The sequence below is a fragment of the Actinokineospora lacus genome, from assembly GCF_053813445.1.
On record NZ_JBQERA010000002.1, the window covers coordinates 621,650 to 647,830 of the forward strand.

26 protein-coding genes are annotated in these 26,181 nt (G+C 73.1%); 20 read left to right on the forward strand and 6 right to left on the reverse strand.

The features are described 5' to 3' along the window. The first annotated feature begins 69 nt into the window (after positions 1-69). A complete protein-coding gene (locus ACTG9Q_RS07245) occupies positions 70-828 on the forward strand; it encodes a serine protease (protein WP_455571834.1) in 759 nt (252 codons plus the stop codon). Between the two features lie 33 nt (positions 829-861). Here the strand turns inward: ACTG9Q_RS07245 and ACTG9Q_RS07250 are convergent, their stop codons facing one another. Both ACTG9Q_RS07250 and ACTG9Q_RS07255 read right to left on the reverse strand, forming a co-directional pair. Then, complete coding sequence (locus ACTG9Q_RS07250; RefSeq protein WP_455571835.1) at positions 862-1,590, reverse strand: APH(3') family aminoglycoside O-phosphotransferase; 729 nt, start codon at positions 1,588-1,590, stop codon at positions 862-864. A gap of 65 nt (positions 1,591-1,655) precedes the next feature. After that, positions 1,656-3,176, reverse strand: coding sequence for a hypothetical protein (locus ACTG9Q_RS07255; RefSeq protein WP_455571836.1), 1,521 nt, complete (start codon positions 3,174-3,176; stop codon positions 1,656-1,658). 218 nt (positions 3,177-3,394) lie between these two features. On the opposite strand from ACTG9Q_RS07255, the gene ACTG9Q_RS07260 reads away from it, so the two are divergent. From ACTG9Q_RS07260 to ACTG9Q_RS07275, 4 genes are all read left to right on the forward strand, one after another. Continuing rightward, positions 3,395-4,528, forward strand: a complete 1,134-nt coding sequence (locus tag ACTG9Q_RS07260) for a S8 family peptidase (protein ID WP_455571837.1) — start codon at positions 3,395-3,397, stop codon at positions 4,526-4,528. Positions 4,529-4,716: 188 nt separating this feature from the next. After that, complete coding sequence (locus ACTG9Q_RS07265; protein ID WP_455571838.1) at positions 4,717-8,094, forward strand: pyruvate carboxylase; 3,378 nt, start codon at positions 4,717-4,719, stop codon at positions 8,092-8,094. A 100-nt stretch (positions 8,095-8,194) separates the two neighbouring features. Beyond that, the gene (locus tag ACTG9Q_RS07270) at positions 8,195-8,815 is read left to right on the forward strand and encodes a hypothetical protein (RefSeq protein WP_455571839.1); all 621 of its coding nucleotides are present in this window, start codon (positions 8,195-8,197) and stop codon (positions 8,813-8,815) included. 12 nt (positions 8,816-8,827) lie between these two features. Further along, positions 8,828-9,259, forward strand: coding sequence for a hypothetical protein (locus ACTG9Q_RS07275; RefSeq protein WP_455571840.1), 432 nt, complete (start codon positions 8,828-8,830; stop codon positions 9,257-9,259). A gap of 34 nt (positions 9,260-9,293) precedes the next feature. Here ACTG9Q_RS07275 and ACTG9Q_RS07280 read toward each other — a convergent pair whose 3' ends face one another. After that, the gene (locus ACTG9Q_RS07280) at positions 9,294-9,710 is read right to left on the reverse strand and encodes a DinB/UmuC family translesion DNA polymerase (protein WP_455571841.1); all 417 of its coding nucleotides are present in this window, start codon (positions 9,708-9,710) and stop codon (positions 9,294-9,296) included. On the opposite strand from ACTG9Q_RS07280, the gene ACTG9Q_RS07285 reads away from it, so the two are divergent. After that, positions 9,694-10,446 (forward strand): ArsR/SmtB family transcription factor, encoded by a 753-nt coding sequence (locus ACTG9Q_RS07285; RefSeq protein ID WP_455571842.1) that lies wholly within the window; start codon positions 9,694-9,696, stop codon positions 10,444-10,446. The two genes, ACTG9Q_RS07280 and ACTG9Q_RS07285, sit on opposite strands and share 17 nt — an antisense overlap. Before the next feature lie 8 nt (positions 10,447-10,454). Here the strand turns inward: ACTG9Q_RS07285 and ACTG9Q_RS07290 are convergent, their stop codons facing one another. After that, the gene (locus ACTG9Q_RS07290; protein WP_455571843.1) at positions 10,455-12,527 is read right to left on the reverse strand and encodes a HelD family protein; all 2,073 of its coding nucleotides are present in this window, start codon (positions 12,525-12,527) and stop codon (positions 10,455-10,457) included. Positions 12,528-12,666: 139 nt separating this feature from the next. Here ACTG9Q_RS07290 and rsmD point away from each other — a divergent pair, with 139 nt between their 5' ends. From rsmD to ACTG9Q_RS07305, 3 genes are all read left to right on the forward strand, one after another. Then, positions 12,667-13,236, forward strand: coding sequence for a 16S rRNA (guanine(966)-N(2))-methyltransferase RsmD (gene rsmD / locus ACTG9Q_RS07295; protein WP_455571844.1), 570 nt, complete (start codon positions 12,667-12,669; stop codon positions 13,234-13,236). A gap of 26 nt (positions 13,237-13,262) precedes the next feature. Continuing rightward, complete coding sequence (gene coaD / locus ACTG9Q_RS07300; protein WP_455571845.1) at positions 13,263-13,748, forward strand: pantetheine-phosphate adenylyltransferase; 486 nt, start codon at positions 13,263-13,265, stop codon at positions 13,746-13,748. Positions 13,749-13,966: 218 nt separating this feature from the next. Beyond that, positions 13,967-15,043 (forward strand): hypothetical protein, encoded by a 1,077-nt coding sequence (locus ACTG9Q_RS07305; RefSeq protein ID WP_455571846.1) that lies wholly within the window; start codon positions 13,967-13,969, stop codon positions 15,041-15,043. On the opposite strand, the gene ACTG9Q_RS07310 is transcribed toward ACTG9Q_RS07305, so the two are convergent. Beyond that, complete coding sequence (locus ACTG9Q_RS07310) at positions 15,030-15,479, reverse strand: GNAT family N-acetyltransferase (protein WP_455571847.1); 450 nt, start codon at positions 15,477-15,479, stop codon at positions 15,030-15,032. The two genes, ACTG9Q_RS07305 and ACTG9Q_RS07310, sit on opposite strands and share 14 nt — an antisense overlap. A 92-nt stretch (positions 15,480-15,571) precedes the next feature. Between ACTG9Q_RS07310 and ACTG9Q_RS07315 the strand changes: the two genes are divergently transcribed. From ACTG9Q_RS07315 to ACTG9Q_RS07340, 6 genes are all read left to right on the forward strand, one after another. After that, positions 15,572-16,294, forward strand: a complete 723-nt coding sequence (locus ACTG9Q_RS07315; protein WP_455571848.1) for a DivIVA domain-containing protein — start codon at positions 15,572-15,574, stop codon at positions 16,292-16,294. An 83-nt stretch (positions 16,295-16,377) separates the two neighbouring features. Then, positions 16,378-16,956, forward strand: coding sequence for a YceD family protein (locus tag ACTG9Q_RS07320; protein WP_455571849.1), 579 nt, complete (start codon positions 16,378-16,380; stop codon positions 16,954-16,956). Positions 16,957-16,998: 42 nt separating this feature from the next. After that, positions 16,999-17,181 carry a 50S ribosomal protein L32 gene (rpmF, locus tag ACTG9Q_RS07325; RefSeq protein WP_455571850.1) on the forward strand — a complete coding sequence of 61 codons (183 nt, stop codon included), beginning with the start codon at positions 16,999-17,001 and terminating at the stop codon, positions 17,179-17,181. A gap of 9 nt (positions 17,182-17,190) precedes the next feature. Next, positions 17,191-17,922 (forward strand): ribonuclease III, encoded by a 732-nt coding sequence (rnc, locus tag ACTG9Q_RS07330; protein ID WP_455571851.1) that lies wholly within the window; start codon positions 17,191-17,193, stop codon positions 17,920-17,922. Next, the gene (mutM, locus tag ACTG9Q_RS07335; RefSeq protein ID WP_455571852.1) at positions 17,922-18,782 is read left to right on the forward strand and encodes a bifunctional DNA-formamidopyrimidine glycosylase/DNA-(apurinic or apyrimidinic site) lyase; all 861 of its coding nucleotides are present in this window, start codon (positions 17,922-17,924) and stop codon (positions 18,780-18,782) included. The genes rnc and mutM overlap by 1 nt, the downstream gene beginning before the upstream one ends. 8 nt (positions 18,783-18,790) lie before the next feature. Next, the gene (locus ACTG9Q_RS07340; RefSeq protein WP_455571853.1) at positions 18,791-19,471 is read left to right on the forward strand and encodes a response regulator; all 681 of its coding nucleotides are present in this window, start codon (positions 18,791-18,793) and stop codon (positions 19,469-19,471) included. 26 nt (positions 19,472-19,497) lie between these two features. On the opposite strand, the gene ACTG9Q_RS07345 is transcribed toward ACTG9Q_RS07340, so the two are convergent. Continuing rightward, the gene (locus ACTG9Q_RS07345; protein ID WP_455571854.1) at positions 19,498-20,190 is read right to left on the reverse strand and encodes a CAP domain-containing protein; all 693 of its coding nucleotides are present in this window, start codon (positions 20,188-20,190) and stop codon (positions 19,498-19,500) included. 157 nt (positions 20,191-20,347) lie between these two features. On the opposite strand from ACTG9Q_RS07345, the gene ACTG9Q_RS07350 reads away from it, so the two are divergent. The 5 genes from ACTG9Q_RS07350 (at position 20,348) to smc (ending at position 26,102) form a co-directional block, all read left to right on the forward strand. Next, positions 20,348-20,713, forward strand: a complete 366-nt coding sequence (locus ACTG9Q_RS07350; protein ID WP_455571855.1) for a hypothetical protein — start codon at positions 20,348-20,350, stop codon at positions 20,711-20,713. Positions 20,714-20,925: 212 nt separating this feature from the next. After that, positions 20,926-21,207 (forward strand): acylphosphatase, encoded by a 282-nt coding sequence (locus ACTG9Q_RS07355; protein WP_455571856.1) that lies wholly within the window; start codon positions 20,926-20,928, stop codon positions 21,205-21,207. An 83-nt stretch (positions 21,208-21,290) separates the two neighbouring features. Further along, positions 21,291-21,779 (forward strand): sigma-70 family RNA polymerase sigma factor, encoded by a 489-nt coding sequence (locus ACTG9Q_RS07360; protein ID WP_455571857.1) that lies wholly within the window; start codon positions 21,291-21,293, stop codon positions 21,777-21,779. 8 nt (positions 21,780-21,787) lie between these two features. After that, positions 21,788-22,411, forward strand: coding sequence for an anti-sigma factor family protein (locus ACTG9Q_RS07365; RefSeq protein WP_455571858.1), 624 nt, complete (start codon positions 21,788-21,790; stop codon positions 22,409-22,411). Between the two features lie 91 nt (positions 22,412-22,502). Then, entirely contained in the window at positions 22,503-26,102 is a 3,600-nt protein-coding gene (gene smc / locus ACTG9Q_RS07370; protein WP_455571859.1) for a chromosome segregation protein SMC, read from the forward strand. Positions 26,103-26,181: the final 79 nt, after the last annotated feature.

The following is a 26,181-nucleotide window of genomic DNA, read 5'->3' on the forward strand; positions in this document are numbered from 1 at the left end:
TGAATCGCCTTGGCCGGGCCCGCCGCGCCGCCCCACGGTGAGGGGACGGCGGCGGGAGGGAGAGCGGTCATGAGGTGGCGGGCAACGGCACTGGCGGTGCTGCTGGCGGGTGCGCTGGTGACCCCGGCGGCGGCCGACCAGCGCATCGTGGGCGGCGAGGAGATCGAGGTTGAGCGGGTCCCGTGGACCCTGAGCCTGCAGTACGGCGACAGCCACTTCTGCGGCGCGGTCATCGTCTCCGCCGAGGTCGCGCTGACCGCGGCGCACTGCACCGACGGCGTCCCCGCGCACGAGATGTCCGTGCGCGCCGGGAGTTCGCGGCACGCCGAGGGCGGGCACCGGCGGGCCGTGGCGGCCGTCGTCCAGCACCCGCGCTACGACGCCGCCACGGTCGACAACGACGTCTCGGTGCTGCTCTTGGCCGACCCGCTGCCGCTGGGCGCCCCGGGAGTGCGGGCGGCGCACGTCGGCACCTCGGTGCCCCGCGTCGGGCAGCCGCTGGTGGTGACCGGGTGGGGGAGCACGGTGGAATCCGGCCCCGCGTCACCTCGGCTGCGCGCGGTCGTCGTCCCGATGGTCAGCCGCACCGCCTGCCGGGAGTCCTATGAGGACGCCGCCATTACCGCGCGGATGCTGTGCGCGGGCTACCCGGACGGCGGCAGGGACTCCTGCCAGGGCGACTCGGGCGGGCCGCTGACGGCGGGCGCGACCCTCGTCGGCCTGGTCTCGTGGGGCAACGGCTGCGCCCGGCCGCGGTACTACGGCGTCTACACCAACCTCGCCAACCCCGCCCTGCGCCGGTGGATCGAGGACAACGCGGGCGTGTGACCCCCAGAAGGAGTCGTCTCAGAATGAGTCGTCTCAGGAGAACTCGTCGAGGAGCCGGTACCAGTAGAGGCGGTCGGGGTCGGGGACGAGGCCGTAGGCGGCGGTGAACGCCTCGACCGCCTCGCCGCCGGCCTCGCCCAGGTCGCGGACGGCCAGGGCCAGGTCGCGGTGGCGGTCGGCGACCCCGAGCTGGGCGAGGTCGATGAGGACCGGGGTGCGGTCGGGCCGCAGCAGCACGTTGGCCGGGGTGAAGTCCCCGTGGGCGACGACGAGGTCCTCGGTGGCGGGCAGGCGCTCGACCAGGGTGGCGAACAGCTGCTCCGGCGTCGAGCCGTGGTGGTCGTCGTCGAGGTCGTCGGCGTCGACCAGGCCGTTGTCGACGTTGGCGCGGGCCCGCCCGACCGTCACCGGCAGGCGGGAGTCGAACGGGCACTCCTCGACCGGCAGGCCGTGCAGGCGGCGCAGCAGCGTGCCCATGACGGTCCCGATGTCCGGCGGCGGGGCGCTCAGCAGGGACGGCGCCTGGACGTCGGCCAGCACGAGGAACCCCGCCTCCCAGGCGCGGACCTCCGGCACCGGGACGCGGCCGGTGAGCCACGAGAGCCGCTGGTGCTCCAGGGCGGCCGAGGGCCCGTGCTTGACGAAGAACGTGCCCGCGGCGCCGCTGGTCCGCCAGACCCCGTCGCCGCCGCGGCCTTCGTGGTCGGTCGACCAGGTCGCGTCGGGGCCGACGGTGGTGAGCACGGCGTCGGGGATCTCCACGACGTCGATCCTGCCAGGAGCACCCCCAGAACGAGTGGGCCCCGGCAGGCGAGGCCCACTCGTACCTACCTGGCCCCAGCCCTCGCGTGGGTCCCGTTGCGGTTCTGGTCGCCGTTGCGCGCCGCGGGCTTCGCCCCGGTGGGGTCGGCCCCAGCGGGCTTGACCTCGGTGGACCCGCCCGCGGGCGACTCGGCCTCGGCGGGCTCGCCCGTGGTGAGCTTCGCCTCCGCCTTGGCCGCCGCCTCGGCGAAGTGGCGCTTGGCTTCCTCAAGCAGAGTGAACGCGCTGCCGACCTGGTCGGCAACCCGGGAGTGGAAGTCGGTGGCCGCGGTGTGCCGGTCGGTCGCCTCGGCGAGCAGTGCCTCCGCCTTCGCGGTGACCGTGCCCGCGTAGGTGTCGGCTTCGGCGCGCTTTGCCGCGATTTCCGCTTCCGCCTCCGCGCGGGTCGCGGTCACCGCATTCTCGGTGTCGGACTTCCGCTTTTCGGCATCGGCGACCAAGGCCGCCGCCTTCCGGTCGGCATCGGAGATCTGGGCCGCGATCTGCTCGTCGGTCGTCTTTCGCAGATTAGTGAGCATTTCTTCGGTTTCCGACTTCCGCTTTCGCGCGTCGGCGACCAATGCGGCGGCCTTCTGGTCGGCGTCGGCCAGTTGGGCGGTGATACGGGCGTCGGCGTCGGCCTGGCGTGCGGCGATGTCGGCGTCGGTCTCGGCCAGGCGCGCGGCCAGGCTTTCCTCGGAAGCGCTCTGGGCTGCGGTGATCGCGGCGGCGGAGGCGGCCTCGGCCTCGGCGCGGCGCCGGTCGGACTCGGCCTCCAGGGCGGTGCGCAGGTCCTTGGCCTCGGCGTCGAGCCGGTTGCGCAGCTCGGTGGCCTGGGTGTCGAGCCGGTCGCGCTCGGCGGCGGCGTCGGCGTCGAGCTGGGCGATGCGCGCCTCGGTGGCCTTGGTGTTGGCCTCGACCTCGGCGCGGGAGTCGGCCATGAGCTTGGTGTGCTCGGCGGCCAGGGTCGTGCGCATCTGCTCGTACTCGGCGTCGAGCTGCTGGTGGGTGCGGGTGTAGTCGGCCTCGAGCTGGGCCCGGCGCGCCTCCAGCTCGGCCAGGCCGCGCTCGTGGCGGGCGCGCAGCTCGGCGGCGTCGGCCTCCGCCGCCGCCCGCAGCCCCACGGCCTGCTCGTCGGCCTTCTTCAGGGTGTTGGTCGCGTACGCCTCGGCGCTGCGGCCGGTCTGCGCGGCCTGCTCGTCGGCCTTGGCCCTGATCCGCCCGGCCGCGGCCTCCGCCTCGGCCCGGTGCTTGGCGCCCCACGCCTCGGCCTCGGCGCGGGCGCCCTGGCCGTACTCGTCGGCCTGGCGCTTGAACTCGGCGATCTCCTCCTCGGCCAGCTGCATCATCAGCCGGACCCGCTCGGTCATGCCCTCCGTGCTGTTGGGGTTGGCCGTGATCCGGTTGAGCCGAGTGGTCGTCTCCAGCAACTGCTGCTGAAGCGAGCCGAGCGATTTGGTCAGTTCCGCGACCTTTGCCTTGGTCTCGTCGCGATCATTCGTCGCGTGGCGAAGGTCGTAGGTCAAACGAGTGACCCGCTCGTTCACCTGACGGGGGTTATACCCCCGAAGAACGGTGTCGAAGTGGGGAAGTCGATCAGCGGATTCGGCGTCACCAGAGGGCATCGTCCTACCATAGTTGGTCACCTGGAGTAGTGAATGCGACGTCGCGGTCAATTCTGCGTGCACGGATGCCCGCGCGAGCGCCGGACGGGTGGCAACTGGGGATGATTGCCCCGCGCGGACCGCGCTTCTAGACAGGAATCATGGCCACCACCCCGCGCCCGGCCCGATTGACCACCCTGGCAGCCGGAATCGTCTGTTTGTCGGCCGTGCTCACCGCGCCCGGCCACGCCACCCCGACCGGCGACTACATCGTCGTGCTCAAGGCGGGCACGGTCGCCGCCACGGCCGAGCGCCACGGCGGCGTCGTCGGCCACCGCTACGACTCGGCGCTCACCGGCTTCTCCGCGGCCCTCACCGCCCGCCAAGTGCGCGGATACGCCGCCGACCCGGCGGTGGCCTACGTCGTGCCCGACACCCCGGTGCGCGCCCACGGCGAGCAGCTGAACCCGCCGTGGGGCCTGGACCGCATCGACCAGCGCAGGCCCCCGCTCGACATGCGCTACCGCTGGGGCACCGACGGGCGCGGGGCCACGGCCTACATCCTCGACACCGGTGTGCGCGCCACGCACGCCGAGTTCGGCGGCCGGGTCGTCGGCGGCCACGACTTCGTCGACAACGACAGCGACGCCAGTGACGGCAACGGCCACGGCACCTTCATGGCCGGGCTCGTCGGCGGCCGCACCTACGGCGTGGCCAAGGGCGTGAAGATGGTCCCGGTCCGGGTGCTCAACAACGCAGGCTCCGGGACCATGTCCGGGGTGATCGCGGGCATCGACTGGATCACCCGCACCGCGGCCAAGCCCGCCGTGGTCAACGTCAGCCTCGGCGGCGCCGCCAACCAGGCGCTGGACGACGCCGTGCGCCGGTCCATCGCCGCGGGCATCACCTACTCGGTGACCTCGGGGTCCTCCCGCCAGCCCGCGAGCAACTTCTCCCCGGCCCGGGTCACCGAGGCGATCACCACCGCGGCCATCGGGCGCGACGACTGCGCCGCGCCGCAGGGCAACTACGGCCCCGCCATCGACCTCTACGCCCCCGGCCTGGTCATCCCCGGCCCGTGGCACACCTCCGACACCGCGACGAACACGATCTCCGGCTCGTCGCTGGCCACCGCGCACACCACCGGCGGCGCGGCGCTGCACCTGGCCCTCAACCCGGCGGCGACGCCCGCGCAGGTGCAGGCGGCGCTGGTCCGCGACGCGAGCCCCGGCGTCTGCAACCTGCCCACCGGCTCGCCGAACAAGATCCTCTACACCGGACCCGTCCTGGGGTAGCCCGACAGAACCGCGTCCCGCGTGTCCAGGCTCACAACCCGCTGGTAGGGGCGGGCGGTGCGGCACAATGGCCAACGTGCCGAGGCTCACCGGCGTTGCGCCCGTCACGTGAGATTGAGCTCCCGACTGGCGGGACAAACACGGTAATCTCCTGCGACCGACCCCTAGGTAGCAGGAGGTATCCGGGCATGTTCCGCAAGGTGCTCGTCGCCAACCGGGGTGAGATCGCCATTCGGGCGTTCCGAGCCGGCTACGAACTCGGAGCGGGCACCGTCGCGGTCTTCCCCCAGGAGGACCGCAACTCCCCGCACCGGATGAAGGCCGACGAGGCGTATCTGATCGGCGAGCCAGGCCACCCCGTCCGCGCCTACCTCTCGGTCGAGGCCATCGTCGAGGCCGCCCGCAAGGCGGGCGCCGACGCCGTCTACCCGGGCTACGGCTTCCTCTCCGAGAACCCCGAGCTCGCCCGCGCGTGCGCGGCGGCGGGCATCACCTTCGTCGGCCCCGACGCCGACGTGCTGGAGCTGACCGGCAACAAGGCCCGCGCCATCGCCGCCGCCCGGGAGGCCGGGCTGCCGGTGCTGCGCTCCAGCGAGCCGTCGACCGACGTCGACGGGCTGCTGACCGCGGGGGAGGAGATCGGCTTCCCGCTGTTCGTCAAGGCGGTCGCGGGCGGCGGCGGGCGCGGTATGCGCCGGGTCGCCGAGCGCAAGGTGCTGCGCGAGTCGCTGGAAGCGGCGATGCGCGAGGCCGAGTCGGCCTTCGGCGACGCCACGGTGTTCCTGGAGCAGGCCGTGGTGGAGCCGCGCCACATCGAGGTGCAGATCCTCGCCGACGGCGAGGGCAACGTGATCCACCTCTACGAGCGCGACTGCTCCATGCAGCGCCGCCACCAGAAGGTCATCGAGATCGCCCCGGCGCCCAACCTCGACCCGGCGCTGCGCGAGCAGATCTGCGCCGACGCGGTGAAGTTCGCCCGGCACATCGGCTACCGCAACGCGGGCACCGTCGAGTTCCTGCTCGACCGGCGCGGCGAGCACGTCTTCATCGAGATGAACCCGCGCATCCAGGTCGAGCACACGGTGACCGAGGAGGTCACCGACATCGACCTGGTCCAGTCCCAGCTGCGCATCGCCGCCGGGCAGACCCTGGCCGACCTCGGGCTGACCCAGGACGACGTGTACCTGCGCGGCGCGGCCCTGCAGTGCCGGATCACCACCGAGGACCCGGCCAACGGCTTCCGCCCGGACACCGGCAAGATCTCCGCCTACCGCTCCCCGGGCGGCGGCGGCATCCGCCTCGACGGCGGCACCGCGGTCGGCGCCGAGGTCAGCGCCCACTTCGACTCGATGCTGGTCAAGCTGACCTGCCGGGGCCGCGACTTCGACGCCGCCGTGCGCAGGGCCAAGCGGGCGATCGCCGAGTTCCGCATCCGCGGCGTGGCCACCAACATCCCGTTCCTGCAGGCCGTGCTCGACGACGAGGACTTCCGCGCGGGCCGGGTGACCACGGCCTTCATCGAGGAGCGCCCGCACCTGCTGACCGCCCGGCACTCCGCCGACCGCGGCACCCGGATGCTCACCTACCTCGCCGACGTCACCGTCAACAAGCCGCACGGCGAGCGCCCGCAGGTCATCGACCCCCGGGAGAAGCTGCCCGCCGCCGACCTCGCCGCCGAGCCCGCGCCCGGCTCCAAGCAGCGCCTGACCGAGCTGGGTCCGGAGGGCTTCGCCCGCTGGCTGCGCGAGTCCCGCGCGGTCGGGGTCACCGACACCACCTTCCGCGACGCGCACCAGTCGCTGCTGGCCACCCGGGTGCGCACCCGCGACCTGCTGGCCGTGGCCCCGCAGGTGGCGCGGACCATGCCCGAGCTGCTGTCGCTGGAGTGCTGGGGCGGGGCCACCTACGACGTGGCGCTGCGCTTCCTGGCCGAGGACCCCTGGGAGCGGCTGGCCGCCCTGCGCGAGGCCGTGCCGAACCTGTGCCTGCAGATGCTGCTGCGCGGGCGCAACACCGTCGGGTACACGCCCTACCCGGTCGAGGTGACCAGCGCCTTCGTCCACGAGGCCACGGCCACCGGCATCGACATCTTCCGCGTCTTCGACGCGCTCAACGACGTCGAGCAGATGCGCCCGGCCATCGAGGCCGTGCGCGAGACCGGGACCGCGGTGGCCGAGGTCGCCCTCTGCTACACCGCCGACCTGTCCGACCCGGCCGAGCAGCTCTACACCCTGGACTACTACCTCAAGCTGGCCGAGCAGATCGTCGGCGCGGGCGCGCACGTGCTCGCGATCAAGGACATGGCGGGCCTGCTGCGCCCGCCCGCGGCGGCCCGGCTGGTGACCGCGCTGCGCAAGGAGTTCGACCTGCCGGTGCACCTGCACACCCACGACACCGCGGGCGGGCAGCTGGCCACCTACCTGGCCGCGATCCAGTCCGGGGTGGACGCCGTCGACGGCGCGGTGGCCTCGATGTCGGGCACCACGTCGCAGCCGTCGCTGTCGGCGATCGTGGCCGCGACCGACCACAGCGACCGGGAGACCGGGCTGTCGCTGCAGGCGGTCTCGGACATGGAGCCCTACTGGGAGATCGTGCGCAAGGTGTACAAGCCGTTCGAGGCGGGGCTGCCCTCGCCGACCGGGCGCGTGTACCACCACGAGATCCCGGGCGGCCAGCTGTCGAACCTGCGCACCCAGGCGGTCGCGCTGGGGCTGGGCGACCGGTTCGAGGAGATCGAGACCATGTACGCCGCCGCCGACCGGATGCTCGGTCGACTGGTGAAGGTCACCCCGTCGTCGAAGGTCGTCGGCGACCTGGCGCTGCACCTGGTCGGCGCGGGCGTCGACCCCAAGGACTTCGAGGCCGAGCCGGGCCGCTTCGACATCCCGGACTCGGTGATCGGCTTCCTGCACGGCGAGTTGGGCGACCCGGCGGGCGGCTGGCCGGAGCCCTTCCGCAGCAAGGCGCTGGCCGGGCGGCCCAAGCCCAAGGGCATGGTCGAGCTGTCCGACGACGACCGCGTCGGGCTGGCCGGGCAGACCCGCGCGACGCTGAACCGGCTGCTGTTCGCGGGCCCGACCAAGGAGTTCCTGGCCCACCGCGAGCAGTTCGGCGACACCAGCGTGCTGGCGAGCAAGGACTTCTTCTACGGCCTGCAGCAGGGCAAGGAATACGCCGTCAGCCTGGAGCGCGGCGTCACCCTGCTCATCGAGATCGAGGCGGTCTCCGATCCCGACGAGCGCGGGATGCGCACGGTCATGGCCAAGCTGAACGGCCAGCTGCGGCCGGTGCAGGTCCGCGACCGCTCGGTGGCCGCCAAGGCGCCCGCGGCGGAGAAGGCCGACCGGGGCGACGCCAACCACATCGCGGCCCCGTTCGCGGGCGTGGTGACCCTGGCCGTCGCCAAGGGCGACGAGGTCGAGGCGGGCGCCACGGTGGCGACCATCGAGGCGATGAAGATGGAGGCGGCGATCACCTCCCCGCGCGCGGGGACGGTGGGCAGGGTGGCCATCGGCGGCGTGCAGCAGGTGGAAGGCGGCGACCTGCTCGTGGAGCTGCTGCCGTAGGAATAGGCGGGGCCGGGCGGCAGTATTTCGATTCCGACCACGGTCGACGGGCGAGTCGATAAAATTCGGGTGCCCGTGTTCGCCACCTTGGTGGGGAGATATGACCGATCAGCCGCCCGGTTTCCGCCAGCCAGACCCCCGCACCCCGCCCACCGGTTTCCCGACCGCCGGGTACCCCTCGAACCCGGGCGCGTACTCCGCGCAGACCCCGTCGGGTCCGATCCCCGCCCAGCCCGGCGCGTACCCGTCCTCGGGCCAGTTCCCGTCTTCGGGCCAGTTCCCGACCCAGTCGGGCCCGTTCCCGGCGCAGACCCCGTCCGGGTCGTTCGCGGCCCAGGGCGGCCCCGCCGGTCCCCGGGCCAAGCGCGGCGCGGCCGTGCCGGTGCTCGCCGCGGTGGTGGTCGTCTTCCTCGCCGCCGCCGGGCTGATGTTCTACCTCTACCTCGGCGCCAAGGACGACGTCGCCACCGAGTCCGGCAGCCTCGACCGGACGACGAGCTCGCTCGCCGACGTCACGGCCAAGACCGACGCGGCGACCAAGACCGCCGAGGACACCAAGGCCGAGGTCAGCGGTGTCACCGAGGACATCGCCTCGCTGGAGAGCAGCATCGCCAAAGAGCGCAAGTGCGCCGACCCGGTCAAGGACTCCCTGGACGCGGTCGCCGCCAACGACGACGCGAAGCTGCGCTCGTCGGTCCGCGCCATGATCCAGAACTGCTGAGCGGAGCCCGCCATGAGCTATCCCGGTCCCGAGCAGGTCGCCGGGTGGGGCGCCGCCCAGCAGCCCCCGCCCGCCCCGCCCGCCAAGAAGAGCAAGACCCCCGTCATCGGCCTGGCCGCCGTGGCCGTGCTGCTGGCCGTCGCCGCGGGCGTCTTCACCGCCCTGTACTTCGGCCAGCAGTCCGAGGCCGACCGCTTCGCCACCGAGCGCGTGGAGAAGCAGAAAGAGGTCGACGCGGCCAACGGCGACCTCGCGAAGGCCGAGGACGCGGCGAAGTCGGCCACCGACGAGCTGGAGGGCCACCAGAGTCGCCTGTCCTCGCTGCGGTCGGAGGAGCGGCAGATCAAGACCTGCACCGAGGCCGCCCGCGGCTACCTCCGCGCCGACCGGGACACCCCGGAGTCCGACAAGTGGTTCGACAAGATGTACGACAGCTGCCGCTGAGCCAGTCCGGCTTCGGGGCCAGTCCGGCAGTGGGTCAGTCCGGCAGCAGGGGCACCGAGGTCCCGGGGTCGTGACCCAGCAGCGTCGCCCGGGTCACGGCCGCGGCGCCGAAGCGGTCGCGGACGCTGTCCATGGTGGAGTCCAGGGCAGGGCCGCCGCAGTCGAAGGGGATGGCCAGCTGCACGGCGTCGGAGCTGTCCAGGTTGGACATGGACAGGCCGATGAGGGTCAGGCCGTCCGCGGCGATCCTCGGCCAGGCGGCGGCGAGCAGGCCGCGCGCGGTGCGGAGGACGACGGCGGTGTCGGTGGTCGCCTCGGCCACGGTGTGCGAGCGGGTCGCGGTTGTGGGCCAGGGCCCGCGATCGACACGAACGCATGTTCGCGTCCGGTGACCGCATTGACACGTGACTATTTGGTCACCTATTCTCGGTCGCGTGGACGAGGTGTTCAAGGCACTGGCCGACCCAACCCGCCGCGGCCTGCTCGACGAGCTGTTCCGAGAGGACGGTCAGACGCTGAGCGCGTTGGAGGCGCGCCTGCCGATGACCCGCTTCGGGGTGATGAAACACCTGAAGCTGCTGGAGGAAGCCGGTCTCGTCGTCAGCAGGCGGCGCGGCCGGGAGAAGGTCCACCACCTGAACCCGGTCCCCATCCGGCTCGTCCACGACCGCTGGGTGAGCAAGTACGCCGAACCGTGGGCCGCGGGCCTGAGCGGTCTCAAATCGACACTGGAGAGCACCATGGAGAAGGTCTTCGAGATCTACATCCGCACCACCCCGGAGCGCCTGTGGGAGGCCATCACCGACCCGGAGATCCGCGCCAAGTACAACTTCGGTGTCTCCGTCGGCTCCGACTGGTCGCCCGGCGCGCGGCTGGAGATGAGCCACCCCAACGGCGGCCTGCTCGGCAAGGGCGAGGTCGTCTCCGCCGACCCGCCGCACAAGCTCGTGCACACGATGACGGCGCTGTGGAGCGACGAGGTCAAGTCCGAGGGCGTCTCGCGGGTCACCTGGGACATCGAGGCCGTGCGGGACTCCTGCAGGCTGACCGTCACCCACGACGAGCTGCGCGAGGGCGCCAACAACGAGCTCTACGGCGGCTGGCCGATGATCCTCTCCGGACTCAAGACCTGGCTGGAGACCGGCGAGACCCTGACCACTCCGGGCTCACTGATGTACAACAGCTAGGCCGTGTTTCAGGTATTGGGCCAGTCCGGGTCGCTGGTGACGACGGTGAGCAGCTGGGTGGCCCGCGTCAGCGCGACGTAGAGCGTGCGCGGGCCGGTCAGCGACTCGCTGACCAGCTCGCCGGGCTCGGCCAGGACCACCGCGTCGTACTCCAGGCCCTTGGACTCCAGGCCGTCGACGACCTTGACGCGCTCGGGGTCCAGCCCGGCCAGCGCGGCGCGCGCGCCCGCCACCCGCGAGGCCGAGGTGATCACGCCGACGGTGCCCGCGACGCCGTCCAGCAGCTCCCGCGCGGCCGTGACGACCGCGTCGGTCACCGAGCCCTTGCCGACCACCCGGATCAGCGGCTCCTGGCCGGTGCCGCGCACCGCGTGCGGCAGCTCGTCCTCGGCGGCGATGTCGGTGACCACCCGCTGGGCCAAGGCGAAGATCTCCGCGGAGTTGCGGTAGTTCGTCCGCAGCGCGAAGCGCCGGTGCTCGGTGCCGGGGCCGCCCAGCGCGGCGATGCGGGCCCGCCTGGCCTCCTCCGGGTCCGGCCACGAGCTCTGCACCGGGTCTCCGACGACGGTCCAGCTGGCGTAGCGGCCGCGGCGGCCGACCATGCGCCACTGCATGGGGGAGAGGTCCTGGGCCTCGTCGACGACGATGTGGGCGTACTCGTCGTAGTGCGTCGCGCGGCCCGCGTCCGGGCTCGCCCTGCGCCTGCGGCGGGGCACCTTGCCCAAGAGCACGCGCAGCTCGTCGAGCAGGGCGACATCGGCCGCTGAAGGGCCCTCGGCGGCCCAGGAGGCGGCCAGCAGGTCGATCTCCCGCCTGCTCAGCACCTTGCCCGCGGCGGCGGCCAGCCTGCGCCGGTCGGCCAGCGAGGCCAGCACCTCCATCGGGGTCAGCAGCTGCCACCAGACGACCACGAACCGGTGGAAGTCCAGCCGCTCGCCCAGGTCGGTCAACAGCTCGGCCCGGGAGGCGGGGAAGTCACCGAAGGCGTCCGCCTTGCGCCACAACGCTTCCAACAGCGCCTCGGCGGCGTCCACCCGGGACTGGTTCGGCGGGCGCCGTCCGTTGTGGACAGCGCGGCGAACCTGGGCGAGGTCGCGCTCGACCAGCTTGAGCACCTGTCCCTTGTAGACGATGCGCAGCTCGTTCGGCGCGTCGGCGGGGGCTTCGCGGATGGCCCGCTTGAGCACCCGGCGCATCCGAAGCGATCCCTTGACCGCGGCGGTCTCGGCGTCGTCGGTGCGCACGGCCTTGACCCCGTCGAGCACCTCGCCCAGGGAGCGCAGCTCGACGCTGTCCTCGCCCATGGACGGCAGCACGCGGGAGATGTAGGAGGTGAACGCCGGGGAAGGACCGACCACCAGCACGCCCGTGCCGCCCATGCGGCGGCGGTCGCGGTAGAGCAGGTACGCCACCCGGTGCAGCGCGACGGCGGTCTTGCCGGTGCCCGGCCCGCCGGTGATCTCGGTGATCCCGCGCCAGGGCGCGCGGATCGCCACGTCCTGCTCCTTCTGGATCGTGGCGATGATGTCGCGCATGTTGTCCCCGCGCGCGCGGGTCAGGCTGGCCATCAGCGCGCCCTCGCCGACCACGGCCATGCTGTCGGTGCGCGCGTCGGGCATCAGCAGGTCGTCATCGATGTCCACGACCTGCTTGCCGGTGGAGCGGATCACCCTGCGCCGCACGACCTCCATCGGGTGCTCGGCGGTGGCCTGGTAGAACGGCGCCGCGGCGGGCGCGCGCCAGTCGGTGACCAGGTTGTCGAAGTTGCCGTCGCGGACCCCCAGGCGCCCGACGTACATCGTCTCGCCCTCGGTGGTGTCCAGGCGCCCGAAGACCAGCCCCTCGTGCTCGGCGTCGAGCGTCCGCAGGATCTGCGTGGCGTGGCGCACCATGACGTCGCGCTCGAAGAGCATCGCCGCCTGCTCGAACACCGCTTCGTTGCGGGCGCCGTGGGCCAGCTGGTCGCCCCGGGTGCGCATGTCGACAGCGTCCTCGCGCATCTCATCGACCCGGGCGTAGACGATGTCGATGTGCTTCTGCTCGACGGCGATCTCTGCCTCTCTGACAGAGGTATCCGACACCCCGCTGTCCCCCCTGCTCAAACCGACCGGACAAGCGAGACTACGCGGTTTGCGCCCGCCGTGAATCGGCCGCGTGGCGGATGTGCCCCGGCTCACCCCACCCGGGCGGACCACGCCGGGTGTCGGGCAGGATGGGCCGGTGACCAGGATCGTCGCCGGGGTGGCGGGCGGGCGGCGGCTGGCCGTGCCGCCGAAGGGGACCAGGCCGACAGCCGACCGGGTGCGGGAAGCCTTGTTCAGCGCCGTGGAGGCCGCCATCGACATCGACGGCGCCCGCGTCCTGGACCTCTACGCGGGTTCCGGCGCCCTCGGCCTGGAAGCCCTCTCCCGCGGCGCCGCGCTGGCGACCCTCGTGGAGTCGGACCGGACCGCGGTCAAGGTGCTGCGGGACAACGCCGCCACCGTCGGCCTCCCCGGCGCCGACATCCGCCCCGGCAAGGTCGCCACCGTCCTTTCCGACGCGCCGGACGCCCCCTACGACTTGGTCTTCGCCGACCCCCCGTACGCCATCCCCGACCACGAGCTCGCCGCCGTCCTCACCGCCCTCGTGGCGAACAACTGGACCGCGGAGGGCAGCACCGTCGTCGTCGAGCGGTCCCGCAGCGCGGGCGCCCCCGCCTGGCCGCCCGCCATGGCCGCGGGCCGCAGCCGCCGCTACGGCGACACCGAGCTGCACTGGGCGAACCAGGTGCTCGCCGCCACCGGGTGAGGGCCCTGCCCTGCTACCGTCCGCGCATGACCCGCGCTGTCTGCCCCGGCTCATACGACCCGCCCACCAACGGGCACCTGGACATCATCGAGCGCGCCGCGGGGCTGTTCGACGAGGTCGTGGTCGCGGTGATGATCAACAAGAGCAAGCGCGGCCTGTTCACCGTCGACGAGCGCATGGGCCTGCTGACCGAGATCAGCGCCCACCTGGGCAACGTCCGCGTCGACTCCTGGCACGGCCTGCTGGTCGACTACTGCGCCACCCACGACGTCCAGGCCATCGTGAAGGGCCTGCGCGCGGTCAGCGACTTCGACTACGAGCTGCAGATGGCGCAGATGAACAAGGGCCTCACCGGCGTGGAGACTATGTTCATGCCCACCAGCCCGGCCAACAGCTTCCTGTCCAGCTCGCTGGTCAAGGAGGTCGCGACCTACGGCGGCGAGGTCACCCACCTGCTCCCCGAACAGGTCCACAAGCGACTCCTGCGCAGGCTCGCCGAGAACAAGGGCTGACAACCCCAGCCCTCCCCAAACGTCGATCTAGTGGTGTGACCTAGGGCGTTGGCCGTGTATCGGCGTGTTCACGGCGTGGCTGGCAAGGCGCCGGGGCGGTCTCGTACCGGGGTTGTACGGGGCCGTTCCGGCAACGCGGCCAGGCGCGTCGTGGGCGGGTCGAGACATGGTGAACGCCCTGGGTCACACCACTAGGTACACCGACGCAAGGGGACTCAATGCGCTTGATCACGGCAGCGGTCATGGCACTGGCGGCGACCGCCCTCACCGGGGGAGTCGCCACCGCGGACCCCGTGCGCGGCGCGGGCCAGGTCTGGGCGAGCAACCCGGCCTCCGCCTCCTACACCCCGCCGACGAACTACCAGATGAACAGCACCGGGCCCGGCGTCACCAACACGATCACCAGATCGGGCACCGGCGTCTACGCCGTGCGCTTCACCGGGCTCGGCGTGACCGGCGGCGTCGCCCACGCCACCGCGTACGGCGCGGGCACCGGCCAGTGCAAGGTGGGCAGCTGGCACCCCTCGGCAGGCGACCAGCTCGTCACCGTCCGGTGCTTCACCCTCGCGGGCGTCCCGGTGGACTCGATGTTCACCGCCAGCTACACCAACCGCACCACGTGGCGCGGGTTCGACGGCGCCGCCGTCCCGGGCGCCTACCTCTGGGCGGGTGAGCCGACCTCCGCCAACTACACCCCCAGCGCCGTCTACCAGTACAACTCCTCGGGCGCGGTCAACACCGTCAGCCGCACCGGCACCGGCACCTACCGGGTCTACCTGCCCGGGATCGGCCACTCCGTCACCGGCGGGCACCCGCTGGTGACCGCGTACGGCTCCGGCTCCGAGCGCTGCAAGGTGGTCAGCCACGGCTGGACCACCCCGTCGAGCACCATCCAGGTCAACGTCCGCTGCTTCACCACCGCGGGCGCCCCCACCGACGCCCGGTTCACCCTGACCTTCACCGACCGCACCAACGTCCTGGGCCTGGAGGGCCGCCAGTCCGCCTACGCCCTCGCCCACGACGAGACCGCGGCGTCGTACACCCCGGCCGCCTCCTACCTGCACGTCACCCAGGGCGGCACCGCCACCGCGACCCGCGTGGGCGTCGGCGTCTACGTCCTCAACCCCACCGGCGTCAACCTGGGCGCAGGCTCCGTCCACACGAGCGCCTCAGGCTGGGACGGCGAGTTCTGCAAGGTCATCGGCTGGGGAACCGGCGGCGTCACCGTCCGCTGCTACGACAACGCGGGCGCCCTGACCGACACCCCGTACACGCTGAGCTTCACCGGCCCGTGATCTCCCGCTTCATCCCCAGGTGGCTGGGCGTGAACCCCAGCCGCTCGTAGAACCGGTGCGCGTCGACCCGCGCGCGGTCGGTGGTCAGCTGGACGAGGTCGGCGCCGCGCGCCGCCGCCTCGGCCACGGCCCACTCGACCAGCTCCTGGCCGAGGCCGGAGCCGCGCTGGTCGGGGCGCACCCGCACCCCCTCGATGGTCGCCCTGGTGGCGGCCAGCCGGGACAGCCCCGGGGTGGGGGTGAGCTGCAGGGTGCCGACCACCTCGCCGCCGACCTCCGCGACCACGAGCACCTGGTCGGGGTCGGCGGCGATGGCGTCGAAGGCGGCGGCGTAGCGCGGGTCGCCGGGGCGCTCGCGGGAGGCGCCCAGGGCGTCGTCGGCGAGCATGGCCACGATGGCCGGGACGTCGTCGGCGCGGGCGGATCGGATCGTCACCCTGGCAGTGTAGGAACACGCCCGCCGATCTCCCCGCCCCGACCGCGCCCACGCGGCAGAATCGGGATCGGGAGCCTGGTCGAGGAGGAGTCGTGTACAAGGTCTTCGAGGCCATCGACGAGCTGGTCACCATCCTGGAGGAGGCCCGCGGCGTGCCGATGACCTCCGGCTGCGTCGTGCCGCGCGGCGACGTGCTCGAACTGCTCGACGAGGTGCGCGACGCGCTGCCCGCCGAGCTGGACGACGCCCAGGACGTGCTCGACCGCAAGGACGAGATCGTCGGCGGGGCCGAGCACGAGGCCGAGCAGAAGCTCAGCAAGGCCACAATGGACGCGGGCCGGGCCGTGACCGACGCCCGCGCCGAGGCCGACCGGCTCGTCGCCGAGGCCGCCGCGCACGCCGAGCGGCTCGTCGCCGAGGCCCAGGCCGAGGCCGACCGGGTGGTCGCCGCCGGGCGCGCGGAGTACGAGAACCTGGTCGGGCGCTCGCAGGTCGAGGCCGACCGGATGATCCAGGCGGGCCGGGAGTCCTACGAGCGCGCCGTCGAGGAGGGCCGCTTCGAGCAGCACCGCCTGGTCTCGCAGACCGAGGTCGTGCAGGCCGCCCAGGCCGAGGGCGCGCGCACCGTCGACGCCGCCGCCGACGAGGCCGCCCGCCAGCGCGCCGAGTGCGACGAGTACGTCGACACCAAGCTCGCCGAGTTCGAGGACCTGCTCACCCACACGCTGCGCACGGTCAGCAAGGGCCGCACCCACCTGCGCGGGTCGCTGCGCGGGGCCCCCGCGGGCGCGGTCCCCTACGACTACAACGGCTGATTTCGCCGAACCGACCCCGTCGCGTACCCTGGACTGGCCGTGTCCGGCACTGACCTCGTCTGAAAGCACCCACCAGAACAGCCATGTCCGAGTCCCGCAAGAGCCGCACCCGTCCCGCGGTGTCCAGTCCCTGGGTGATCGATACCCGCGACCTGGGCCGCAGGCCGGGCTCCAGCCGCCGCCTCGAACGCACCGCGCCCGCGGCGCACGAGGTCGGCCTCGAAGGCGTCATCGCCATCCCGACCGGGGCCGAGGTGGAGCTGGACCTGCTGCTGGAGTCGGTCGTGGAGGGCGTGCTGGTCTCGGTGACCGCCACCGGCCCGCTGGCCGGGGAGTGCTCGCGCTGCCTCGACCCGATCACCGACGAGGTGGCGGTGCAGGTGACCGAGCTGTTCGCCTACCCGCACAGCGTGACCGAGAAGACCACCGACGAGGACGAGGTCGCCCGCCTGGTCGACGACCTGATCGACCTGGAGCCGGTGGTCCGCGACGCCGTGGTGCTCGCCGTGCCGTCGGCGCCGCTGTGCACACCGGACTGCGCGGGCCTGTGCCCGGGCTGCGGCGGCAAGTGGGCCGATCTCGGCCCGGATCACGAGCATGAGACCATTGACCCTCGGTGGGCCGCGCTCCAGGAGCGGTTCCCTCGGGACCTGGGTCACTGAGCCCACCCCAGCTTCGCTTAGCACGTCAGAGGAGATGCAGTCGTGGCTGTCCCCAAGCGGAAGATGTCGCGTTCCAACACCCGCTCCCGCCGCTCGCAGTGGAAGGCCACGGCAGTGCACCTGGTGCCCTGCTCGAACCGTGCGTGCAAGGCCCCCAAGCCGCAGCACATCGCCTGCCCGACGTGCGGTCAGTACGACGGTCGTCAGGTCACCCAGCCCGCGTGACCTCGCGTCATGGGGACTAAGGGGTCCCGTGGTCCCACGTCGGACCCGCAAGCGCTGATCGCCGCGCTCGGCGTCGAACTCGACGCCGAGCTGCTGCAGCTCGCACTGACCCACCGCTCGTACGCGTACGAGAACGGTGGCCTGCCGCCGAACGAGCGGCTGGAGTTCCTCGGTGACGCGGTGCTGGGCCTGGTCGTGACCGACCACCTGTACCGCACGCACCCGGACCTGCCCGAGGGCCAGCTGGCCAAGCTCCGCGCGAGCGTGGTCAACATGCACGCCCTCGCAGGCGTGGCCCGCGGCCTCGGTGACGGCGGCCTCGGCTCACACCTGCTGCTGGGCAAGGGCGAGGAGCTGACCGGGGGCCGGGACAAGGCATCGATCCTCGCCGACGGCATGGAGGCGATCATCGGCGCGGTCTACCTCAGCCACGGCATCGAGGTGGCCCGCGAGGTCGTCCACAAGCACTTCGACCCGCTGCTGGCCGAGGCGCCCCTGCGCGGCGCCGGGCTGGACTGGAAGACGAGCCTGCAGGAGCTGACCGCCTCGGCGGGCCTCGGCGTGCCGGAGTACAAGGTGCGCGAGGAAGGCCCCGACCACCGCAAGGAGTTCACCGCGATGGTCATCGTCAACGGCCAGGGCTACGGCAACGGCGACGGCAAGACGAAGAAGGAAGCCGAGCAGAAGGCCGCCGAGGCCGCCTGGCGCGAGATCACCGAGATGCTGAACTCGGGGAAGTAGTGCCGGAGCTTCCTGAGGTCGAGGTGGTCCGGCGCGGCCTGGCCGACCACGTCGAGGGCCGGGTGGTCAGCGAGGTCTCGGTGTTCCACCCGCGCGCGGTCCGCCGCCACGTGCCCGGCGCGGCCGACTTCGCCGCCCGCCTGGTGGGGACCACCCTCGTGGCCGCGCGGCGGCGGGGGAAGTACCTGTGGGTCGAGCTGGGGTCCGGCGAGGCCGTGCTCGCGCACCTGGGGATGAGCGGGCAGATGCTGGTCACCCCGGTCGGCGCCGCCCCCGAGAAGCACCTGCGGGTGCGCTTCGCGTTCGCCGACGGCGGCCCGGAGCTGCGCTTCGTCGACCAGCGCACGTTCGGCGGCCTGTCGGTGGAGGAGATGACCGCCGTCGACGGCGCGGCGCTGCCCGTCCCGGTGGCCCACATCGCCCGCGACCCCATGGACCCGGCGTTCTCGCTGCCCGCGGCGGTCGAGGCCGTGCGGCGCAGGCGGACGGAGATCAAGCGGGCCCTGCTCGACCAGACCCTGGTCTCCGGCATCGGCAACATCTACGCCGACGAGGCCCTGTGGCGCTGCTCGCTGCACTGGGCCCGGCCCACCGACCGGCTCTCCCGCCCGGCCATCGGCAGGCTCATCTCGGCCGCGACCGACGTGATGGCCTCGGCCCTGGAGGTCGGCGGCACGTCCTTCGACGCGCTGTACGTCAACGTCAACGGCCAGTCCGGCTACTTCGACCGCTCGCTGGCCGCCTACGGCCAGGAGGGCAGGCCCTGCCCGCGCTGCGGCGCGCCGATCAGGCGCGAGCCGTTCATGAACCGGTCCTCCTTCTCCTGTCCCCGGTGTCAGCCCAGGCCGCGCACGGCATAGTGGTCGTCGTGACCAAGGTGCTGGTGGTGGACGACGAGCCGCAGATCGTCCGGGCGCTGCGCATCAACCTCAGCGCCCGCGGCTACGAGGTGGTGACCGCCTTCGACGGGGCGGGCGCCCTGCGCGCCGCCGCCGACACCCATCCGGACGTGGTCGTCCTGGACCTCGGCCTGCCGGACATGGACGGCAACGACGTCATCGCCGGTCTGCGCGGCTGGTCGACGGTCCCGATCCTGGTGCTCTCCGCGCGCGTGGACAGCCAGGACAAGGTCACGGCGCTGGACGCGGGCGCCGACGACTACGTCACCAAGCCGTTCGGGATGGACGAGTTCCTGGCCCGGCTGCGCGCCGCGGTCCGCAGGTCGGCGGTGTCCACTCCGGACGAGTCGCCGATCGTGGCCACCGAGGCGTTCACCGTCGACTTGGCGGCCAAGAAGGTGCACCGGGACGGGGTGGAGGTCCACCTCACGCCGACGGAGTGGGGAATCCTGGAGATCCTGGTCCGCAACCGGGGGCGGCTGGTCGCGCAGAAGCAGGTGCTGCGGGAGGTCTGGGGCCCCGCCTACGCCTCGGAGACCCACTACCTGCGGGTGTACCTGGCCCAGCTGCGCCGGAAACTGGAGCGCCTGCCCTCCCAGCCCCGCCACCTCATCACCGAGGCCGGGATGGGCTACCGGTTCGAGGTCTAGGCCGTGTTTCAGATGTGGGGCACGGTCTAGTAGCCGAAGACCTGGGTCCAGTAGTAGCCGTCGGTCTCCAGGCCCAGGCCCATCTTCTTCAGGTCGCAGTTGAGGATGTTGTCGCGGTGGCCGGGGGAGTCCATCCACGCCTGCATGACCTGGTCGGGGGTGCGCTGGCCGCGGGCGATGTTCTCCGCGCCGGGGGAGCGGTAGCCCGCCGCCTTCGCCCGGTCCACGAAGGAGCGGCCGTCGAGGCTGGTGTGCGAGAAGTAGTCCCGGGCCGACATGTCCTCGCTGTGGTCCTGGCCCGCCGTGCTCAGGCGGTCGTCGAGGGCGACGGGGCCGCAGCCCGCGTCGTCGCGCGCGGTGTTCACCAGGGCCAGGACCGCGGCGTCGGCGTCGGCGTCGGGTGCCTCGGTCGTGGGGTCCGGCGTGGTGGTCTTCGTGGTGCGGGTGGTGGTGGTCGTGGTCGTTGTGGTGGTTGTCGTCGGTGTGGCCGAGGTGGTGGTGCCGGGCTCGGCGGACGACGTGGCCTGGGTGGGGGCCGCGGGGGAGGGCGGGGAAGTGGTGGTGACCTCGGGCCGGACGAGGTTCAGGGCCACCGGGTTCGGCGCCGCGTCCTGGACCGGGGGCGCGGCGAGGAGGGTGGTCACACCCGCGGTCCCGGCGCCCGCTGCGAGGGCGACCAGGACAGCGGGGACCAAGCGGCCGCGTCGTCGTCGGGTCACGGTTCGGCAACATACCACCGTCGGGTGTAACGCCCACGAGTGGGTGAGTCGCGCGTCACCGTGTGCTGATTAGGGCCCTGTCGGCGGGGGGTTCGTCACGGTCGGCTCCGTCGTCGTGGGCGGCGGAGGCGGCGATGACGACGGAACAGTCGTCTTGGTGGTCGTGGAAGACGGCGGCGGCTTCGGCGGGTTGGGGGGCTTCGGCCCGCCCGGCCTCGGGTCCGGCGGTGGGGGCGGTGGGTTGTCGCCACCACCGGGCGGCGGGTCCTGCGGGGGCGGGGCGGCGTCACCCGGCGCCGATGTGGTCGTGGTCGTGGCGGTCGCGGGCGGGGCCGACGACGTCGTCACCGAGGTGGTCACCGAGGTGGTCTCGAAGGTGACCGAGGTGGTCACCTGCACCCCTCCGGGGTTGATCTGGGGGACCTCGGGCGCGCCACTGTCCTCGGAGCCGCTGGTGGCGAAGGCGGCCACGGCGGCGAAGACGGTGGAGACGACCACGCCGGAGACGCCCAAGATGGCGTAGGGGGCGTGGCGGAGGCGTCCGGTGGCGGGCGGGGCGTGGTCGTCCCGGGCGTCAGGGGCGGACATGCAGGCGCACTCCCATCCTGGGCCGGGGTGCGGCCCGTCTCGGCGCCGGACCGTATCACCCGGCCTCGGATACCCCGTTCGGGTGTCACCCGCGCTCACTCTCGGCTTCCCCGGCCCCTCGACCGCCGAGTGAGGCACGATGTGCCCGTGCCGACCGACCACACCCGCTTGACCGCCTTCGTCCGCGGCCAGGTGCAGGGGGTCGGGTTCCGCTGGTGGACCCGCGCCCGCGCCCTGGAACTGGGCCTGGTCGGGTGGGCCCGCAACGCCAGGGACGGCCGGGTCGAGGTGGTCGCCGAGGGCCCGCGCGAGGCGTGCGAGCGACTCCTGGCCGCCCTCACCTCCGGGCAGACGCCGGGGACGGTCGCGGGCGTGGTCGAGCAGTGGAGCGCCGCCAAGGGCGACCTCAGCGGATTTCCCGAGCGGTGAGCTTTTTCGGCAGGCTGCTGAACCGCAGGAGCGGCCGGGACGTAGAACCGCGTGTGGGACCGCCGGCGCGCGACGAGGACTTGGTGCGCGAGCTGTACCGCCGGTACCGGCGGCCTCTGCTCGCGTACGCCATGCGCGCGGTCGGTGGTGACCACCAGCGCGCGGAGGACATCGTGCAGGAGACCTTGCTGCGGGCGTGGCGCAACGCCGACACGCTGCACCCCGACCACGCCGGGCCCTGGCTCTACACCGTCGCCAAGAACCTGGTGATCTCCGGCTACCGCAGGCAGAGCGCCCGCGCCCCGGAGATCCCGATGGACGCCGACGCGCTGCGGGTCGAGCACCCCGACGAGTTCGACCGGGTGCTGCAGGGCTGGCAGATCGCCGAGGCGATGCGCAGCCTCTCCCGCGACCACCGCGCCGTCATCGTCGAGCTGTTCTACCGGCGGCGCACCGTCTCCGAGGCCGCCGACGTGCTCGGCGTGCCCGCGGGCACCGTCAAGTCCAGATCCTTCTACGCCCTGCGCGCCCTGCGTGACGCGCTGGAGGAACGGGGGGTGACCGAGCCGTGAGCTGCCCGATGATCACATCCGTTGGCGCCTACCTGCTCGGCGCCCTCGACCCCGCCGACCGGGCCGTCTTCCAGGCCCACCTGGCGGGCTGCCCCGTCTGCGAGGCCGAACTGCTGCGCATGGCGCCGCTGCCGGGGCTGTTGCAGCGCATCGATGAGGCCGAGTTCGCCGAACCGGCGCCGCGGGCGGAACCCGGGCGCGCCGTCGCGCCGAGGGGCGACCCCCTGCCGATCCCGACGCGGCCGCGCCTGAGCCTCGTCGCCGTGGCCGTCGCCGTGGTGGTCGCCCTCGGCGGGCTCGCGGCCTACCAGGCGCTGCGCCCCCCCGACGCGCCGACGGTCACCTGGTCGGCGACCAACCCCGACAGCGGCATCGGCGCCGACATCGACCTGACGTCGCGGCCGTGGGGCACCGAGGTCCGCATCCGGATGCGGGACGTGCCGCCGGGCAAGCCGTGCAAGCTGGTCGTGCGGGCCCGCGACGGCAGCCGCGAGGTCGCGGGCTGGTGGGCGGCGGGCACCACCGCCGAGGAGGAGATCCCCGGCAGCACCTCCTTCGACATCGCGGCCATCGACCGGGTCGAGGTGATCAGCGGCGAGACCGTGGTGATCGACCTGACCCCGCCGGACTAGGCCGGCACGCCCCGACGGCCCGCCTCCCCAGGGCCGGGGGACCACGCGGGTACGCTCGCTCGAACGTCCCCGCACGACAGGATCGCGACCGGTGCATCTGAAGAGCCTGACGCTGAAGGGCTTCAAGTCCTTCGCCTCGGCGACGACGCTGCGCTTCGAGCCCGGCATCACCTGCGTGGTCGGGCCCAACGGCTCCGGCAAGTCCAACGTCCTCGACGGCCTGCGCTGGGTGATGGGCGAGGGCAGCGCCAAGGGCCTGCGCGGCGGCAAGATGGAGGACGTCATCTTCGCGGGCACCTCCGGGCGCGCCCCGCTCGGCCGCGCCGAGGTCACCCTGACCATCGACAACTCCGACGGCGCCCTGCCGATCGACTACTCCGAGGTCTCGATCACCCGGCGGATGTTCCGCGACGGCGCCAGCGAGTACGAGATCAACGGCAACACCTGCCGCCTGCTCGATGTCCAGGAGCTGCTCTCCGACTCCGGCATCGGCCGGGAGATGCACGTCATCGTCGGGCAGGGCCAGCTCGCCGCGATCCTGGAGTCCAAGCCCGACGAGCGCCGCGCCTTCATCGAGGAGGCCGCGGGGGTGCTCAAGCACCGCAAGCGCAAAGAGAAGGCGCTGCGCAAGCTCGACGCGATGCAGGCCAACCTGACCCGGCTCACCGACCTCACCGCCGAGCTGCGCCGCCAGCTCAAGCCGCTGGGCAAGCAGGCCGAGATCGCCCGCCGCGCCCAGGCCGTGCAGGCCGAGCTGCGCGACGCCCGGCTGCGCCTGCACGCCGACGACCTGGTCACCCAGCGCACCGACATCGCCCGCGAGGAGGCCGACGAGGCCACCGCCCGTCGCAAGCGCGCCGAGGTCGAGCAGGCGCTGGAGATCTGCCAGGCCCGGCAGAACGAGCTGGAGGAGGACCTCGCCACCGACGCGCCGCTGCTGGCCGAGGCGCAGGAGACCTGGTACCGGCTCTCCGCCCTGGAGGAGCGCCTGCGCGGCACCGTCCGCCTGGCCGTCGAGCGGGCCCGGCACCTGTCGGCGTCGGTGGAGGCCCCGCGCGGCGGGCGCGACCCCGACGAGATGGACGCCGAGGCCGAGCACACCGCGCTGCGCGAGGCCGAGCTGGCCGAGGCGGTCACCGAGGCCCGCTACGCGCTGGCGGAGTCCACCGAGAAGCGCGCCGAGCTGGAGCGCATGGTGCAGGCCGCGGAGAAGGCGCACATCGCCGCCGTCCGCGCGATCGCCGACCGCCGCGAGGGCCTGGCCAGGCTGGCCGGGCAGGTCGAGGCGCTGCGCAGCAAGACCAACGCCACCGCCGAGGAGATCGAGCGGCTCTCGGTCGCCCTGGGTGAGGCCCGCGAGCGCGCCGAGGTCGTCGCGGGGGAGCTGGCCGAGGCACAGGACGAGACCGGCGTCGAGGAAGGCGGCGACGCCGACCTCGGCGAGCGGCTGCGCCAGGTCACCGAGGCCAACGACGCGGCCAAGGCCCGCGTCGAGGAGCTGGTGCGCGCCGAGCGCACCGCGGAGAAGGACATCGCCTCGTGGCGGGCGCGCGTCGACGCGCTCTCCCTCGGGCTGGCGCGCAAGGATGGGGCGGGCGCGCTGCTCGCCGCCGCCGACCGGCTGCCCGGCCTGCTGGGCTCGGTGGCCGCGGTGCTGACCGTCGAGCCGGGCGCCGAGGCCGCGCTGGCCGCCGCGCTGGGCCCCATCGCCGACGCTGTCGCCGTGACCGACCCCTACGGCGCGGTCGCCGCGCTGGAGGTGCTGCGCGCGGGCGACGCCGGGCGCGCGGGCCTGCTGGTCGGCGGACCCGACGCCGGGCTGGACCGCTCCGCGTGGCCCCCGCTGCCCGGCGGCGCGCGCTGGGCCGTCGACCTGGTCGGCGCGCCGGACGCGCTGCGGCCCGCCGTGCACCGGGCGCTGGACCGCATGGCCGTGGTCGCCTCCATCGACGCCGCGCAGGAGCTGGTCCTCGCCCACCCCGACGTGCGCGCGGTGACCCCCGACGGCGACCTGCTCGGCGCGTACTGGGCGGTCGGCGGGTCGGAGCGGGCGCGCAGCGTCATCGAGGTGCAGGCCGCCGTGGACGAGGCCAACGCGAAGCTGGGCGCGGCCGAGCGGGCGCTGGAGGCGGCCTCGGCCGCGCTGGCCGGGGCCCGCGCCGAGCAGCAGGCCCGCCGCGCCGAGGTGGGCGCGGTCAAGGACGAGATGGGCGAGGCCAAGGTCCGCGCGGCCCGCTCCGCCGAGAGGCTCAACCGGCTGCGCCAGGCCCTGCGCTCGGCGGAGGCCGAGGTCGAGCGGGCCGTCACCCAGCGCGGCAGGGTCGAGCAGGCCCGCGAGGAGGCCCTGCGCAAGCTGGGCGACCTTGAGGAGCGCCTGGCCGCCGTCCAAGAGCAGCCGGTCGACGACGAGCCCGATTCCAGCGAGCGCGACGAGTTCACCGCCGCCCTGGCCTCGGCCCGGCAGGAGGAGATGGAGGCGCGGCTGTCGCTGCGCACCGCCGAGGAGCGCCACCGGGCCCTGCACGGCAAGGCCGACCAGCTGCGCCGGGCCGCGCGCGCCGAGCGGGAGGCCCGCGAGCGCGCCGCCCGCGCGATGGCCGCCCGCAAGCGCGGCGCCACCGTCGCCCAGGCCGTGGTCAACGGCGGTGGGCTGGCGCTGGAGCGCATCGCGCTGTCGCTGGCCCGCGCGGCCGAGGAGCGCGACGTCGTGCAGGCGCGGCGGGTCGACCGGGAGCGGCTGCTGGCCGAGGTGCGCGGCAAGGTGCGCGAGCTGTCGGTGGAGCTGGAGAAGCTGACCGACGCGGTGCACCGCGACGAGGTGCTGCGGGCCGAGCAGCGGCTGCGCCTGGAGCAGCTGGAGACCCGCATCGCCGAGTCCTTCGGCATCGGGCTGGACGACCTGGTCGCCGAGTACGGGCCCGACCAGCCGGTGCCGCCGAGCCCGGCGGAGCTGGCCGAGTACGAGGCCGCCCGCGAGCGCGGCGAGGACGTCAAGGCGCCGCCGCCGCTGCGCTACGACCGGGAGACGCAGGCCCGCCGCGCCAAGCGCGCCGAGCGGGACATGGCGACCCTGGGCAAGGTGAACCCGCTGGCCCTGGAGGAGTTCGCCGCGCTGGAGGAGCGCTACAAGTTCCTCTCGACGCAGCTCGAGGACCTCAAGGACACCCGGCGCGACCTGCTGACCGTGATCAAGGAGGTGGACGAGAAGATCCTGGAGGTCTTCGCCGCCGCCTACGAGGACGTGGCGCGCGAGTTCGAGGTCGTCTTCGACGTGCTGTTCCCCGGCGGCGAGGGCCGGATGATCCTCACCGAGCCCGACGACATGCTGACCACCGGCGTCGACGTCGAGGCCCGCCCGCCCGGCAAGAAGGTCAAGCGGCTCTCACTGCTCTCCGGCGGGGAGAAGTCCCTGGTCGCGGTGGCGATGCTGGTGGCCATCTTCCGCGCCCGCCCGTCGCCGTTCTACGTGATGGACGAGGTCGAGGCCGCGCTGGACGACACCAACATGCGCCGCCTGATCGGCCTGCTCGAGCAGCTGCGGACCAGCTCCCAGCTCATCATCATCACCCACCAGAAGCCGACCATGGAGATCGCCGACGCCCTCTACGGCGTCAGCATGCGCGGCGACGGCATCACCCAGGTCATCTCCCAGCGCCTGCAACAGCGCCGGGAGAACCCCGCCCCCGCCTAGGTCGTGCTTCAGGTGTGGGGCACGGCATCCGCGCCAGTCCGGTCGTTGGCGGCACGGCCGGATACGCCCGAATACAACA